General features: G+C 73.1%; 14 protein-coding genes. 13 read left to right on the top strand and 1 reads right to left on the bottom strand.

Going from position 1 to position 15,207, the window contains the following annotated elements; genetic code table 11:
* Positions 1-606 precede the first annotated feature (606 nt).
* The 8 genes from D7318_RS09275 to D7318_RS09240 all read left to right on the top strand — a co-directional run bounded on the left by D7318_RS09275 (position 607) and on the right by D7318_RS09240 (position 8,691).
* On the top strand, positions 607-801 hold the full coding sequence (locus tag D7318_RS09275) for a hypothetical protein (protein ID WP_113688856.1): 195 nt from the start codon (positions 607-609) through the stop codon (positions 799-801).
* 128 nt (positions 802-929) lie between these two features.
* A complete protein-coding gene (locus D7318_RS09270; RefSeq protein ID WP_113688855.1) occupies positions 930-1,121 on the top strand; it encodes a hypothetical protein in 192 nt (63 codons plus the stop codon).
* A gap of 334 nt (positions 1,122-1,455) precedes the next feature.
* Complete coding sequence (locus tag D7318_RS09265; RefSeq protein ID WP_120696383.1) at positions 1,456-3,192, top strand: alpha/beta fold hydrolase; 1,737 nt, start codon at positions 1,456-1,458, stop codon at positions 3,190-3,192.
* Positions 3,189-3,767 (top strand): hypothetical protein, encoded by a 579-nt coding sequence (locus D7318_RS09260; protein ID WP_120696382.1) that lies wholly within the window; start codon positions 3,189-3,191, stop codon positions 3,765-3,767. Before D7318_RS09265 ends, D7318_RS09260 begins: the two co-directional genes overlap by 4 nt.
* A 54-nt stretch (positions 3,768-3,821) precedes the next feature.
* Positions 3,822-4,592, top strand: coding sequence for a class I SAM-dependent methyltransferase (locus tag D7318_RS09255; RefSeq protein WP_120696381.1), 771 nt, complete (start codon positions 3,822-3,824; stop codon positions 4,590-4,592).
* A gap of 18 nt (positions 4,593-4,610) precedes the next feature.
* The gene (locus D7318_RS09250; RefSeq protein WP_120696380.1) at positions 4,611-6,362 is read left to right on the top strand and encodes an ABC transporter ATP-binding protein; all 1,752 of its coding nucleotides are present in this window, start codon (positions 4,611-4,613) and stop codon (positions 6,360-6,362) included.
* Positions 6,359-7,843 (top strand): phytoene desaturase family protein, encoded by a 1,485-nt coding sequence (locus D7318_RS09245; RefSeq protein ID WP_120696379.1) that lies wholly within the window; start codon positions 6,359-6,361, stop codon positions 7,841-7,843. The genes D7318_RS09250 and D7318_RS09245 overlap by 4 nt, the downstream gene beginning before the upstream one ends.
* The gene (locus D7318_RS09240) at positions 7,840-8,691 is read left to right on the top strand and encodes a nuclear transport factor 2 family protein (RefSeq protein WP_120696378.1); all 852 of its coding nucleotides are present in this window, start codon (positions 7,840-7,842) and stop codon (positions 8,689-8,691) included. The genes D7318_RS09245 and D7318_RS09240 overlap by 4 nt, the downstream gene beginning before the upstream one ends.
* 33 nt (positions 8,692-8,724) lie before the next feature.
* Here D7318_RS09240 and D7318_RS09235 read toward each other — a convergent pair whose 3' ends face one another.
* Complete coding sequence (locus D7318_RS09235; protein ID WP_408055461.1) at positions 8,725-9,549, bottom strand: M23 family metallopeptidase; 825 nt, start codon at positions 9,547-9,549, stop codon at positions 8,725-8,727.
* A 151-nt stretch (positions 9,550-9,700) separates the two neighbouring features.
* Between D7318_RS09235 and D7318_RS09230 the strand changes: the two genes are divergently transcribed.
* The 5 genes from D7318_RS09230 to D7318_RS09210 are packed head-to-tail and all read left to right on the top strand — an operon-like array spanning position 9,701 to position 15,204.
* Positions 9,701-10,753, top strand: coding sequence for a 3-oxoacyl-ACP synthase (locus D7318_RS09230; protein ID WP_408055460.1), 1,053 nt, complete (start codon positions 9,701-9,703; stop codon positions 10,751-10,753).
* A complete protein-coding gene (locus D7318_RS09225; RefSeq protein WP_120696377.1) occupies positions 10,750-11,067 on the top strand; it encodes an acyl carrier protein in 318 nt (105 codons plus the stop codon). Before D7318_RS09230 ends, D7318_RS09225 begins: the two co-directional genes overlap by 4 nt.
* The gene (locus tag D7318_RS09220) at positions 11,051-12,199 is read left to right on the top strand and encodes an acyl-CoA dehydrogenase family protein (RefSeq protein ID WP_120696376.1); all 1,149 of its coding nucleotides are present in this window, start codon (positions 11,051-11,053) and stop codon (positions 12,197-12,199) included. The genes D7318_RS09225 and D7318_RS09220 overlap by 17 nt, the downstream gene beginning before the upstream one ends.
* Entirely contained in the window at positions 12,199-13,254 is a 1,056-nt protein-coding gene (locus D7318_RS09215) for an HAD-IIIC family phosphatase (RefSeq protein WP_120696375.1), read from the top strand. The genes D7318_RS09220 and D7318_RS09215 overlap by 1 nt, the downstream gene beginning before the upstream one ends.
* Before the next feature lie 12 nt (positions 13,255-13,266).
* Positions 13,267-15,204, top strand: coding sequence for a non-ribosomal peptide synthetase (locus tag D7318_RS09210; protein ID WP_120696374.1), 1,938 nt, complete (start codon positions 13,267-13,269; stop codon positions 15,202-15,204).
* Positions 15,205-15,207 lie beyond the last annotated feature (3 nt).

The raw sequence follows: 15,207 nt of genomic DNA, 5'->3' as shown, positions 1-15,207 counted from the left end.
AAATCGTTCGCCGGTCAACCACCGGGCGCCGGGCGGCCGCAGAGGCGACATCGCGGGCAACTCGGGCATCAGGGGAAATCCACCGCGCAAAGTGATGCGCTTTCATGTCCGATTAACTCAGCGGCCACGCTTGGGCTTTGGAGGGTTGTACTAAACATTCGATCTTGTTGAGTGACATAGATCACATTGATCGAGGGGGGGTGGAAAAGGGTGCGACCTGTGTCCCAGACTCTTCCCCGGAGCGAGAAGAAGTGATCGCAAGGCACATGGTCGTCTCCGAGCGGGGAGTCTCTTTGCGGAATCTTTACGATGTGTAGATTTCGCCCGGTTGGCCGGGTGGGGCCCCGGTCCACGACGGGGGCGGATGTCCTGCGCATCCCAGTGAGCTGAACTGCCGCACCATCCTTGGGTCTTCGTGTGACGCGCGTAGCGCTCCCAAGGCCGCAAGGCATTTCCACCATCGCGCGACGGGCTTTTCTCCGGGCGTCGCGCGGTAAGGCAATTCCTTTCCGAGGACTTGCCTGGCGGGCCCCGCCAGGCATGGCCGGACCGCTCTTCGATCCGGCGTGCAACACCGGGTAAGAAAAAGACAGAAGGGGAGCTCCCATGGAGCAGAAGATCGCCTCGTTCATGAACGAGCAGCAGCTCGGTCCGATGGAGCAGGGCTACCAGGACGACGTCAAGTCGCCCGTTCTGGCCACTCCGGCGGCCGGCGTCGCCACCTGCTGGTACGTCGGCGGTGCCGTCGCCGGTGCCGCCTCCGTGGTCGGCGCGTACGTCTGCGGTGCCGTCTTCGGCTGATCGAGCCGTACGTGAGCGCACCACTGTCACATCACTGATTCCCTGCCGTTCCCGGACGGCGAAGGCACCCGCGGGTCTCGCGTGGGGCGTCGGCGGCGGGCGGGCGCGACAACAGAAGGAGAAACCACATGAGCAAGATCATCGAGAGTGTGGTCGCCGTGGCTCCCGAGGAGCTGTCGGACCAGACCACCGGTGAGTTCGGCGCCGTGATGCCGGTTCAGGCTACCCCCGGCCTCGTCGCCTTCGGCGTGGGCTTCGCCGGCGGCGCCGGTGTCGCGTGGCTCGGCGTGCAGGCCTACGAGGCCGGCATCAACGACTGAGTGAGCGCCACCTCTTGAGAAGCCGCGTCACCGGCTTCTGATCACCACCTCCCGGGCCCCGCTCCGGGAGCAGCGAGAGAGCTGTCGGGCCGCGGCGCAATCGCGGCCCGGCAGCCCCCCCACCTTACCTTCAGCCGGTTCGACGCGGAGGAACCGTCGTATGAAGCTGGTCAAGAAGATTGCCTCTTCGGTGTTCTCTCCGATTCCGATATCCCGGAATCGAGCGATAGCCATATCGGAACGTCTTGCCGCTCTCTCCAGTCTTTCTTCTTCCCTGGAATACCTGCATCAGCACAGGAATCTCGCTCCCGGCGGTCTGAACGACTGGGAGATCATGAAACAGACGCCGGAGAGCAAGATCCCGGCGATCCAGAAGCTCACCAACGCCGTCAGCGGCCGCAGGACCACGCTCGCCCTGCACGCGTCGCGCGTCGCGTGCAGCCTCGGCATGCTCCTGCCGGGCGACAGCAAGTGGCGCGGCCTCGGCAATCTTTACCTGGGCGCCACCACCACCGTGCTCCAGGCCCGCCACCGCTACGGCACCGACGGCTCGGACCAGGTCGCCACGCAGGTGCAGGCGGTCACGGGCCTGGCCAGGCTGTCCGACAGCTCGCAGGTCAAGGACGCCCTGATGTGGTACCTGGCGATCCAGGCCAACATGTCCTACGCCGCGTCGGGTTGGGCCAAGCTGGCGGGCACCAAGTGGCGGGACGGCTCGGCCCTGCCCGGGGTCATGCGCACCCGCACCTACGGCTGGGAGCGCGCCTACCGGCTGACGCAGCGTTACCCCAGGACCACCCAGGTGACGCAGCACGCCGTGCTCGCGATGGAGTGCCTCTTCCCCGTGGTCTACCTGGCCGGTGGGCGGCTGACCCGCCCGCTGATCGGCGCGGCCGGGAGCTTCCACGTCGCCAACGCGTTCGTCATGGGCCTCGGCCGTTTCATGACCGCCTTCCCCGCGATGCACCCCATGGTCGCCTACACCACCGCGCCCAAGACGTTCCCCGCGGTCGCCGACCGCGACGACCGGCTGGTCAAGACGGCGCTCCTGATGCTGGCCGGTGGCACCGCGGCCGTGGGGGTGCTGACGTCGCAGCGGCGCGCCCGCGCGGTGGCGGGCTGGCCCGCGACCCGCACGGTCACCACGCGCAACGGCAACGTGCTGACGTACGACACCGGCGGCAGGGACGGCGCGGGCCGCCCGCTTCTCGTCCTCAACCACGGACTCGCCTCCACCGCCGAGCACTACGCGTGGATCGTCGAGCGGCTGGCGTTCGACCTCGGGCATCCCGTGGTGACCTACTCGCGCGCGGGCTACGCCGCCAGCCGCCGCGTGCGCACCTCGCCCTACGGCATCCAGGAGTCCGTGGACGACCTGGTGGACCTGGTCCGCGAGATCGTGCCCGAGGGGCGCAAGGTGGTGCTCGTCGGGCACTCGCTCGGCGCCGAGCTGAACCGCCGCGCCGTGGAGCAGCTGGGCGACCAGGTGGCCGGGATGGTCTACCTCGACCCCACGCACCCCGGTGAGCTGGTGCGTTCATCGAGGCAGCGCAAGGGCAGCGAGCTGTTCACCGACTCCCTGACGGACCTGGCGCGTTGGACGAGGCTGGGCTTCGGCCCGCTGATGTCGCGCCCCCGCTGGGTGGACGACCTGCCGCACGCCTACCGGAAGAAGGCGTTCGCCCTCTACAGCGACTCCCGCCTGTGGGCCGCGGCCTCGCGCGAATGGGACGCGGTGCACGAGGAGTTCGCGGGGTTCGACGCGGAGCTCGCCCCGGTCCGTGCGCCGGGTCTCGTCGTCGCGGCGCAGGTGACCGTGGACATCGATCCCGACCAGCTGCTGATGTACCACGAGATCGCGCGCTCCCACCAGGCGGCCGACCGGTACGGCGAGGTCAAGGTCGTCGAACGCGCCGGGCACGACACGATCCTGACCGACGCGCGCCACGCCCGTTCCGCGGCCGACCTGATCGCGGCGTTCATGGACGAGCACGCGCCGGCGGACGACGCGGCGCCCACGGCGGAGATCGAGGGAACGGCGGTCCAGGGAAAGGTGGGTGAGAAGAAGTGAAGGTCACCGACTTCGTCAAGGAGGCGTTCACCGGACCCGGCGGCGTGACGCGAGCGGCGGGCGCGGCCCTGCTGGTGACGACGCTCGCCGCGCAGCATCCGCACCCCGCTTTCGAGGGGCTTCGGGAGAAGGACCTCTTCTCGCTCATCCCGAACTGGAAGTTCTTCGCGCCGAATCCCGCGACGCACGACTTCCACTATCTCTACCGCACGCTCGACGAGAACCGCGAGACGTCCGCGTGGATCGAGCTCGACCTGATCCAGACCCGCAGGCCGATCCAGGCGATCTGGTTCTCCTCGCGTCGGCGTGAGAAGGCGGTCTTCGACATCTGTAGCAGCATGTTGAAGTCCATCGCCAAGGGCGAGGACCCGACGGGATCGCCGCCCTTCAGGGTGCTCGCGGAATTCATCAGGAAGCAGATCAGGGAGGCGTCGAACGTCACCGACGTGCGCGGCTTCCAGCTCGCCATCGTCCGGGCCCCCGGGCATGACGAGAGCGAGGATCCCGAGGTGCTCTATGTCTCCACCTATCAGCCGATGATTCCGGTCTCGGTGCCCTTTCTCAAGGCCGCATGAAAGGTCGCGGGGCTCCCGCCGCGGGCGTTTCACCAACGAAGGAACGGAGAAGCCATGACGATCGCGGACATTGGCTACGGCAAACAGTTCGAGGGCTGGTACGACCGCATCTTCCAGGATGACGCGGCCACGCGCGCCGCGGTCGAAGGGCTGGCCGGGTTCCACCCCGATCCGGCCTCGGGCACGCTGGAGTTCGGCGTGGGGACCGGCCGGATCGCGTTGCCGTTGTCGCGCCGCGTCGGCCCGATCACCGGTGTGGACTCCTCGCAGGAGATGCTGGCGGCCCTGGAGAAGAAGGCAGCGGAGAAGAAGGCGGGGGACGGCGACGTCGCCGCCGAGCTCGGCGACATCAGGACCTACCGCGACGGCCGCGCCTACGGCCTGGTCTACTGCGTCTGCTCGACGCTCGCCCTGCTCCTCGACCCCGAGGGGCAGGGCCAGGCGATCGCCCGCGCCGCCGAACACCTGGCCCCCGGCGGCCGGTTGGTGGTCGAGACGCACAACCGCCCCGGCATCGTCGCGCAGCACGAGGGTCTGACGCGCACCACGCTCTTCGTGCCCTACCCCGAGCCGAACACCGGCATCCAGATGCACGCCACGCTGCTGATGGAGAACCAGATCTGGCATGTCTCCACGGTCTGGTTCGAGGCGGACGGCACCCACCGCATCGGCACCGAGACCGTGCGGCTGCTCACGCCCGACGAGGTGGACGGCTACGCGCGGGAGGCCGGGCTCGTCCCCGAGGGCCGGTACAGCGACTGGCAGGGGACCGACTACGTCCCCGCCGCGGGCCTGTTCATCACCTCCTACGTCAAGCCCGAGTGACGAACATCAGGGAGCCCCATGAACATCAGGGAGATAGTCCTCCGCCACCGGGGCCTGCTGATCGCCGGGATCGGCATGGGCCTGGTCGGCGCGGCGGCCACGCTGGCCCAGCCCTGGATGCTGGGGCGGCTGATCGAGGCCGTGGCGCTCGACAAGGCGATCGCCTGGCCCATCACGTTGATCGCGCTGTTCTTCATCGCGGACGCCGCGCTCAACGCCGGGCACGCCTACGCCATCGGGCGCGCGGGCGAGAACATCGTCTTCGACACCCGGCGGATCCTGGGCGGGCGCCTGCTGCGCAGCCAGATCCCGCACTTCTCGCGCCTGGAGCACGGGGACGTCTTCGCGCGCACCATCTCCGACACCTCCATCGCCTGCCTGGTCATCGCGCAGGCGCTCGCGCAGGTCGTCACGTCGGTGTTCATGCTGGTCGGCAGCGTCGTGCTGATGGCAAGGCTGGACTGGAAGCTGCTGCTCACCACGCTCGGCTGTCTCGGACTGGCCAGCGGCGTCGCGCTGTTCCTCGCCCGCCAGGTGCGCATCGCCGCCCTGCGCAACCGGGAGAACGTCGGCGCGTACGGCTCGGGGTTGCAGCGCGTGCTCGGCGCGATCACCACCGTCAAGGCGTCGCGCGCGGAGGAGCGGGAGACCGACGAGCTGGCCAGGCTCGCCGACCGGGCCAGGCAGAGCGGGATCAGGGTCACGGCGTTCAACTCCCTGCTCACGCCCGCGATGAACGTCGGCACCCAGCTCTCGCTCGCCGTCGTCATCTCGTGGGGCATGGCCCGCGTCGCCACCGGGTCGCTCTCGCCCGCCGACCTGACGTCGTTCGTGATGTACCTCTTCTACCTGGTGTCGCCGCTGGTGATGCTCTTCATGTCGATCGGCCAGATCCAGCAGGGCCGCGCCGCGATCCAGCGCGTGACCGAGCTGGGGACGATCCCGCAGGAGGAGAGCGAGGCGAACGAGGCGAACGCGGGCGCGAACGACGCGACGCCCCAGGCCGAGGGCGCGTCGGACGAGACGGCGCCCGCGGTGGCGTTCGACGGCGTGTCGTTCTCCTACCACGACGGCACGCCCGTGCTGCGGGACGTCTCGTTCTCCCTGCCGCGCCGCGGGCTGACCGCGATCGTCGGGCCCTCGGGCGCGGGGAAGACGACGACGTTCCAGCTCATCGAGCGCTTCCAGCGGCCCGACGCGGGCACGGTCAGCGTCGCGGGCCATGACATCGCCGCCCTGCCGCTGACCGAGCTCCGTTCGCTGGTCGGCTATGTCGAGCAGGACGCGCCGCTGCTGCGCGGCACCATCAGGCAGAACCTCACCTATGCCAACCCGGGGGCCGACGCCGCCGACATCGCCCGCGCGCTGCGCCTGGCCAGCCTGGACGACTTCGTCGCAGAGCTGCCCGAAGGGCTCGACACCGAGCTGGGCGAGCGCGGCGCGGGCCTGTCGGGCGGCCAGCGGCAGCGGCTCGCCATCGCCCGCACGCTGCTGCAACGCCCCGAGGTGATCCTGCTCGACGAGGTGACCGCGCACCTCGACAGCGACACCGAGGCCGCGCTGCGCGACGCGATGGCCGAGGCGGCCAACGAGTGCGCCGTGCTGGCCATCGCGCACCGCCTGTCGACGATTCGGCAGGCCGACCGGATCATCGTGCTCGAGGGGGGCCGCGTGCGCGCGATCGGCACCCACCAGGAGCTGATCGGGTCGGACGAGGTGTACCGGCGGCTCGCCAGCCAGCAGTTCGCCGCCGAGGACGCGCTGGCATGACGCGCGCCGACGTCGCCGTCGTCGGCAGCGGCCCCAACGGTCTCGCCGCCGCCGTCACCATGGCGCGCGCCGGGCTGACCGTGCGCGTCCACGAGCAGGCCGCCGCCTTCGGTGGCGGCCTGCGGGGCGAGGCGCTGTTCGACTCCCGTGTGTGGCACGACGTGTGCGCCGCCGTCCACCCGATGGCGGCGTCCTCGGCGTTCTTCAGGGAGTTCGACCTGGCGGCGCGCGGGGTGCGGCTGCTCCAGCCGCCCGTGGCCTACGGGCACCCGCTCGAAGGGCGGCCCGCCGCGCTCGCGCACCGCGATCTCGACGCGACGGCGGCGGGGCTCGGCCGGGACGGGCGGCGCTGGCGGCGGCTGATGGCCCCGCTGGTGCGGCACAGCTCCGGGGTGGCCGACTTCCTGCTGTCGGGCCAGCGTTCGCTGCCGCGCGACCTCGCCGTTCCGCCGCTGCTCGCCCCGCGCATGCTGAGCCATCTGCTGCGCGCGAACGGCCTGCGCACCGAGGAGGCCCGCGCGCTGCTCACCGGGGTCGCGGCGCACGCGGTGGGGCGGCTGCCCAGCGTGCCGTCCGGCGCGATCGCGCTGCTGCTCGGGCAGCTGGCGCACGCGAGCGGCTGGCCGCTGCCCGAGGGCGGCAGCGTCCGCATCGCCGAGGCGCTCGTGGCGGACCTGAGGGCGCACGGCGGGTCGGTGCACACCGGTCAACGGGTCACCGACCTGGCCGAGTTGGACGCCCAGGTCGTGCTGCTCGACACCACGCCGCGCGGCCTGCTCGCGCTGGCGGGCCACCGGCTGCCGCCGCGCCACCGCAGGGCGCTCGCCCGGTTCCGCTACGGGCCTGGCGCGGCCAAGGCCGACTTCCTGGTCGACGGGCCCATCCCGTGGGCCGATCCCGACGTGGGCCGCGCCGGGACGGTGCACCTGGGCGGCACGCGCGCCGAGACGCTCGCGGCCGAGCGCGCCGCCGCGCGGGGCGAGCCGACCGACGAGCCGTTCGTGCTGCTGGTCGACCCGGCCGTGACCGACCCGGGGCGCGCCGTGGGCGGGCGGCGCCCGGTGTGGGCGTACGCGCATGTGCCCAACGGCGACGCGCGCGACCCCGTTCCGCTGGTGACCCGCCGCATCGAGCGGTACGCGCCGGGGTTCGCGGACACGGTGGTCGCGGCGCGCGGGGTGTCGGCGGCCGCCTACGAGTCGTACAACCCCAACTACCCTGGGGGAGACATCGGCGCGGGCGCCATCACGCTCGCCCAGTCGGTGTTTCGGCCGACCCCCACCTGGAACCCTTACCGCACCCCGCTGCCCGGGGTGTATCTCTGCTCCGCCTCGACACCGCCAGGCCCCAGCGTGCACGGCATGTGCGGCTACTTCGCCGCCCGGGTAGCCCTCCGCAGGGAGTTCGGCATCACGACCGCGCCGCCCCTGGGTCCGAAGGGTGGCGTCACCCCCACCGAGACATCCGGGAGGACACCATGAGCACCGCTCACCGCCCCACCGCCGCCGAGGACTTCGCCGGCTACCTCCGCGCCTACAACGCCGATGTCGTCGACGGCTCCGAGCCGGTGGACGAGGTCTGGGACCGCTACCACGTGCCCGAGGGCGCCCACGAGGTCAACGGCCGGGCGTTCGACCGGGCCAAGACCCTCAAGGGCCTCGCCGCACGGCGCAAGCTGGGCGCGCCGTTCGAGCTGCACCTCCACGAGGTGGTGGTGGAGGGCCGCAGGGCCGCCGCCCGCTACACCCTGAGCACCCCGATGATCTGGCGGGTCACCACCGCGACCGAGGTGGCGGCGTTCGCCGAGATGGCCGAGGACGGGCGCGTGGCCCGTTCGTCGGCGTTCTCCGCGAGCCGCCCCGGCTGGGAGAGCGCCGACGCGAGCCTGCCCGCCGACAGCGGCTTCCGCGCCGAGCCGGGCAGCGCTCCCGCGCCGCCGCCCGCCCCCGGCGTCGAGCCGACCCCGGCGCAGGACCCGGCGCACTATCTGCGCGCCTACTACGCCGCCGGGTACGACCCCGACGTGCCGGTGGCGGAGGCCCACGACCGTTTCCACACGTTCGACGCGGTGCATCGCGTCGGGGGGCGGACGATGCAGCGCTCGGGCGTCCTGAGGTCCCTCGAGGACGCGCGCGGGCGCGGCCACACCTACCCCGTCGAGGTGCACGAGACGCTGCGCGAGGGCAACCGCTTCGCCGCCCGCTACGCCACGAGCCGCGGCGGGAACGCGGCGCGGCGCCAAGGGGTGTTCGCCTTCGGTGAGTTCGCGCCCGACGGCCGGGTCAGCGCGGTGCGGTTCCTGCTGGAGCCGGGGCATGGGGCGCGCTGAAAGGCGGCGGGGGGCGAAGGCCGAGGTGGCCGCTCAGGAGCGGTCGCCCGCGGCGTCCCTCGCGGGGACGAAGCACGTGTTGTCCTCGGGGACGCCCTGGTGCTCCCGGCCCTCGTCGTCCTGGTAACGCCAGCTGAAGCGGCGGCCGTGCGCCGAGGTGACATCGGGGCCGTCCATGAGCTGGAAGTGCAGGTGCGGCTCGGACGAGTTCCCGGAGTTGCCGCACTCGGCCAGCGGCTGCCCGGCCGTGACCCGGTCGCCCACGGCCACCGTGATCGAGCGGCGGCGCAGATGCGCGAAGACGGCGTACGCGCCGTCACCCAGGTCGAGGATCAGATGGTTGCCAAGCAGGTGACGGGGGGCGCCGAGCGAGCGCACGAAGGCCTCCCCGAGCACATAGAGCAGTCCGGCGAGGGAGGTCCTGGTCAGGTGGTCCCGCTGGGTGTCGACCGCGGCCACCACCGTGCCTGCCGCGGGGGCCGTCAGCGGCTCGCCGAACGACGGGTAGGACTCGGGCCGCCGCGTCAGGGGCCACAGCCACACGGGCTCGGGCGCCGGGCGCCTGGCCAGGTCGATGGCATAGGTCTGGGCGAGGTTGTGGGTGTGGCTCGGCACCTTGGTCGCGGGGCCGTTGCGCGCCATCCAGCGGCCGCCGACCGGCACGTCGAGGGCCAGCGGCGGTGCCTCGCCATCGGCGGGGGGGCGCTGCGCGCGGGTCATCAGCCTGCGCATCAGGAGCCCGACGAGCAGCAGGCCCACGCCGGTGAGCCACAGCGGCCCGATGCCCCGGCCGTTGACGACGACGCACACGGCGCCCGCGGCCATCACCAGGCCGTTGCGCTTCCAGAGGATCTGCACGATGAGGGCCTTCCGTGGGGCGAGCCGGGTCGTGGGGCCCCAGCATTCCAGACCCGGGGCCGCCTCCCCATCCTAAATTACGTACTTACGTATCTTCTATAAAAGCGGTAGTGTTCCCGTGTCCGAGCCTTGAAACGGGTGGGGAGCGCTTGTGAACGCTGTGGGCACGTTCCGCGCCGCGACACCGATCGCGGTCGACGCCGCGGGGTGGCACCTGCCGGACCGCACACGCGCCGTCGCCGAGCTCCCCGAGCTGGCCGACCTGCCGGAGGCGGACCGCCGCACATGCCTCAACCTCGGCATCGACACCGTGCTCGTCGACGACGAGCTGACCGCGGGCGACCTGGCCGAACACGCCGCCCGCGCCGCGCTTGAGCGGGCCGGGCTCGCGGCGGGCGAGCTCGGCGCGCTGATCGTGGTCGAGCCGCGCGCGCCCGAGACGTTGATCAGCTCGGACGCCACCCGCCTCCAGCACGCGCTCGGCGCGACGGAGGCCACCACGTTCACCGTCGGCGGCCTCGGCTGCGTCTCCGTCGCCCCCGCCCTGCTCGCGGCGCGCGGCCTGCTCGCCGCCGACCCCGGGCTGCGCCACGCGCTCGTCGTGCACGGCAGCAAGCCCGCGGGCCGGGGGCGCTACCGGCACCCGGTCACCGTCAACGGGGACAGCGGCCAGGCGCTGCTGCTCTCCCGCCCCGGCGAAGTCCCCGCCCCCGTAAGGGTGCTGGACCTGGTGCAGCGCACCAACGGCGCCTACTGGGACCTCTTCGGCCTCGACTACCGCGACCGGCCCACCGCCCAGTGGCGCGAGGAGTGCCGTGACCTGCCCGGCTACTCGTTCCGGCTCGCCATGGAGACACGGCGGCGCCTTTCCGCGCTGGTGGACGAGCTGCTGGCGCGCAACGGCCGCACGCGCGGCGACATCGCGGGCTGGGCCAGCCAGAACCTCTCGGCCGGTGGCCTCGCGTTCACCGAGGAGACCCTGGACGTCAAGCTCCTGCCGTCGTGCCGGGAGAACCTCCGCGGCTACGGCCACCTCGGCCCCAACGACATCTTCCTGAACCTGTGGACCGCCCTGGACCGCCGCGACCTCGCCGAGGGCGACCTGGCGGTCCTCGTCAACGTCAGCCCGGTGGCGGCCTGGAGCGTGCTGCTGGTCGAGATGGGCCCGCGGGGGCGCGGGCCGAGCCAGGGAGGCAACGCATGAGCCACGGCAGCGAACCGATCGCCGACGCGGCCCCCGGCGCGGGCGCGGAGCAGATCACCGAGGAGATCACCGGGTTCCTGACCGACGCGCTGCGGCGGCCGATCGGGCCCGACGACGACTACTTCGAACTCGGCCTGGTCGACTCGCTGTTCGCCCTCGAGCTGGTCACCTATGTCGAGCAGCGCTTCGCCCTCACCGTGGAGGTCGAGGACCTCGACCTCGACAGCTTCCGCACCGCGCACCGGCTCACCGAGTTCGTCCGCCGCAAGACGGGCGCCGACGCCGGGCGGCGGACCCATGTCGGCGACCACTGAGACCGCGGGCGCGCGGCTGGTCGCCGCCGCGGCCGGGTTCGCCGCCGCGTCACGCGACGCCGCCGCCGACTGGGACAGGGAAGGGCGCGTGCCCGACGGCGTGCGCCGCGACCTGGCCGCCACCGGGCTGCTCGCCGCCGACCTGCCCCCCGCGTACGGCGGCGCCGGGCTGACCCCCGCCGAGGTGGGCGAGGCCGCCGCCCACCTCGGCGGCGTGTGCAGCGCGCTGCGCGGCCTCCTCACCGTCCAGTCGATGGTCGCCGCCGCCCTGGCGCGCTGGGGCACCCGGGGCCAACGCGCCCACTGGCTGCCCGCGTTGGCCGAGGGGACGCTCACGGCCGGGTTCGCGGCCACCGAGGAGGGGGCGGGCAGCGCGCTCGGCGAGGTGGAGACCACCGTCGATGAGACCGCGGGCGGCGCCGCGCTCACCGTGACGGGCCGCAAGAAGTGGATCACCTTCGGGCAGGACGCTGACGTGCTGCTGGTGCTCGGGCGCACCGGGGGCAAGCCCGCCGCCGTGCTCGTCGAGACGGACAGGCCGGGCGTCACCCGCGAGCCGGTGCGCGGCCAACTGGGCATGCGCGCGGCCGGGATCGCCCATCTCACCCTGGACGCCGTACGGGTGCCCGCCGACCACCGGATCGCGCCGCCGGGCGCCGGGCTCTCCCACGTCGCCGCGACCGCGTTGGACCACGGCAGGTTCACGGTCGCCTGGGGCTGCGTCGGCATGGCCGAGGCGTGCGTCGCCGACGCCGCCGCCCACGCCGCCACGCGCGTCCAGGGCGGCGTGCCGCTCGGCGGGCACCAGGCCGTGGGGGCGCTGCTCGCCCGCATCGCCGTCGACGCCGCCGCCGCCCGCGAACTCGCCGCGCGCGCCGCCAGGTTCAGGGCCGGGGGCCAGGGGCGTGGGGTCACCGAGACGATCGTCGCCAAGTACGCCGCCGCCGACGCCGCCGCACGGGCCGGGCGCGACGCCGTGCAGATCCTCGGCGCCGCGGGGTGCGCGTCCGACAGCCGCGTCGGCCGCCACTACCGTGACGCCAAGATCATGGAGATCATCGAAGGAGCGCAGCAAGTGTCCGAACTCCACATAGCAGCCCACGTGATGCGCCGCTTCGGGGCGGGTGCCTGATGGCCGCGGAGGGTGTGCCGACCGTCAAGTGCCTGGTCTGGGACCTGGACGACACCGTGTGGGACGGCGTGGTGCTCGAGGGCGACGAGCCCGTGCCGTTCCCCCATGTGCCGGGCGTCCTACGGGCGTTGGACGAACGCGGCATCCTGCACGCCGTCGTCAGCCGCGGCGACCACGACGTGGCCACCGCGCACCTGGAGGCCCATGGCCTCGAGGAGTGGTTCTGCGCCGCGCGGATCGGCTGGGGCGCCAAGTCCGCGGCCCTTTCCAGGATCGCCGACGCGCTCAACATCGGCCTCGACACCGTCGCGTTCATCGACAACGACCCGGCCGAGCGCGCCGAGGTCGCCGCCGCGCTGCCCCTGGTCCGCTGCTACCCGGCCGAGGCGGCGGCCGACCTGCCCGAACGCCCCGAGTTCCGGCCCGCGCACGTCACCGCCGAGGCCGCGGGGCGCCGCCAGCTCTACCGGACCGAGTGGCGGCGGCGCAGGGCCGAGGAGGAGTCGGGCGGGGACCGGCGGGCGTTCCTCGCGTCGCTCGACCTCGTGATGGAGGTGGCCCCGGCCACGGAGGCCGACCTCGCCAGGGCCAGCGAGCTGACCGTGCGCACCCACCAGCTCAACAGCACCGGGCTCACCTACGACGAGGACGAGCTGCGCAAGCTCGCCGCGTCGCCCGACCACCAGGTCAGGCTGGCCCGGCTCACCGACCGCTTCGGCGACTACGGGATCATCGGCCTCTCCGTCACCGAACTCACGCCCGACGACGCGGTGTTACGGCTGCTGCTGATGTCCTGCCGGGTCGCGTCGCGCGGCGTCGGCGGCCTGCTGCTCGCCCATCTCGTCAGGGAGGCGCGCTCAGGGGGCCGCAGGGCCGTCGCCCACTTCCTGCCCACCTCGGTCAACCGCACCATGCTGGTCACCCTCCGCTTCGCCGGGTTCACACCGGTCGACGAGCCGTCGGCGGGCGGCGCGCCGCTGGTGCTCGCGGTCCCCGATGACCACCCCCTGCCCGAACTCGCCGGGCCCGCACGCCTGTTGATCAGGGACGCCTGAGGAGGCCGCGCCGTGACGCACCCGAGGTCGTTGCCCCTCCTGGACGCCTTCCGCGCCCAGGCCGCCCGCACCCCGCACGCCACCGCGCTCGTCATCGGCGACACCTCGCTGAGCTACCGCGCGCTCGACGACGCCTCGGCCGGGCTCGCCACGCTGCTGCGCCGCCACGGCACGCGCCCCGGCAGCAGCGTGTGCGTCCGCCTCGAACAGAGCGCCCTCGCCGTCGTCGCCGTGCTCGCCGCGCTCCGCGTCGGCGCCGCCTGGGCCGCCCTCGAGCCCGACCTGCCGCCGACCCGGCTGCGCGCCCTGCTGAACGACACCGACTGCGCCGTCGCGCTCGCCACCCGCGACGACCAGGACCTCGAGAACCTGCCGGACGCGCCGCCCGTGCTCGCCGCCGAGGACCTGGACATCGCCGCCCTGGCCGCGGCGGGGGCCGGGGCGGAGCCGCCCGCGGAGGTCCCCGAGAGCGCCCCCGCCTATCTCATCTACACCTCGGGATCGACCGGCACCCCCAAGGGCGTCGTGGTCAGCCGCGGCCAGCTGGCCGACTCCGTCGCCCCGCGCGGCGCGGTGTACGGGAGCGAGCCCTCGCTGTTCCTGATGGCGATGCGGCTGTCGTTCGACGGCATGCTCGCCGGGATGTTCTGGGCGTTCGGCCGCGGCCACACGCTGCTGCTGCCGACCGCCCGACAGCTGCGTCTCGCACCCGAGTTGGCCGCGCTGGCCCGCGCGCACCACGCCACGCACCTGATCGTGGTGCCCTCCTACTACCGGAGGTTGCTCGCCGACCCCGGCCAACTCCCCGACAGCCTCAGGCTGGTGGTCGTCGCGGGCGAGGTGTGCACGCCCGAGCTGGTGCGCGCCCACCGCGAACGCCTCCCCGGCACGCGGCTCGCCAACGAGTACGGGCCGACCGAGACCGTCGTCTCGTGCGTCGTGGCGGCGGACCCCGACCCCGCCGCCGAACGGATCCCCATCGGCCGCCCCTGGCCTGGCGCCACCGCCCATGTGCTGGACGAGCGGCTGCGCCCGGTGCCCGAAGGGGCCACGGGCGAGCTGTACATCGGCGGCGCGTATGTCGCCCTCGGCTACGCGCGCGCCCCCGGCCGCACGGCGGAGCGCTTCGTCGCCGACCCGTTCGGGCCGCCGGGCGCCCGCCTCTACCGCACGGGCGACCTCGCCCGCAGGGACGAGCGCGGCGCGCTGCACTACCACGGGCGCACCGACCACCAGGTCAAGATCCGGGGCGCGCGCGTGGAGTTGGGCGAGGTCGAGGCCGCGCTCGAGGCGCACCCCGCGGTCGACCAGGCCGTGGTGGTGCGGGTCGACGCGGGTGGCGAGGCGCCGCGGCTGATCGCGTTCCTCACCGCGGCCCCTGGCCATGTGCCGCCCGACGCACGGGAGTTGCGCAGGCACTGCCGGGCGTATCTGGTCGAGCAGGCGCTGCCGGGCCGGTTCGTCCCGCTGGAGCGGATGCCGCTCTCCTCCACGGGGAAGGCGGACCGCGCGGCGCTCGCCGCGCTCGTCCCCGCGGAGCCGTCGGGCGGCGCGAGGCCGCCGGGCCAGGAGCGCTGGACCGGCCATCAGCGGACCGTGTGGGACATGTGGGCCGAGGTGCTGGGCCACCGCGACGTGGGCCTCGAGGACAACTTCTTCGGCGTGGGCGGCAATTCGCTCAAGATCGTGGACCTCTACAGCCGCCTCGACGAGCGCTGGCCGGGGGCCGTGCGCGCGGGCGAGCTGTTCGACCTCATCACCGTCGCGGCCCAGGCGGGCACGATCACGGAACGGATGGGCCCCGACCCCGCCGACCCGGCCGCCCCCGCCCTCGACCCCGCCGACGCCCCCGCCGACGTTGCCGGTGCCGTCGCCGGTGCCGAGGAACGCCACGGGGCGCGGAGTCCGCGGGCGCCGGGGCGCCCCACCCCGGTCGCCTACGAGCTGTGACGG

This window comes from Streptomyces radicis (genome assembly GCF_003626575.1).
GTDB lineage: Bacteria > Actinomycetota > Actinomycetes > Streptomycetales > Streptomycetaceae > Streptomyces > Streptomyces radicis.
The sequence above is the reverse complement of the archived record's forward strand: the minus strand, read 5'-3'. Positions and strand labels throughout refer to the sequence as shown.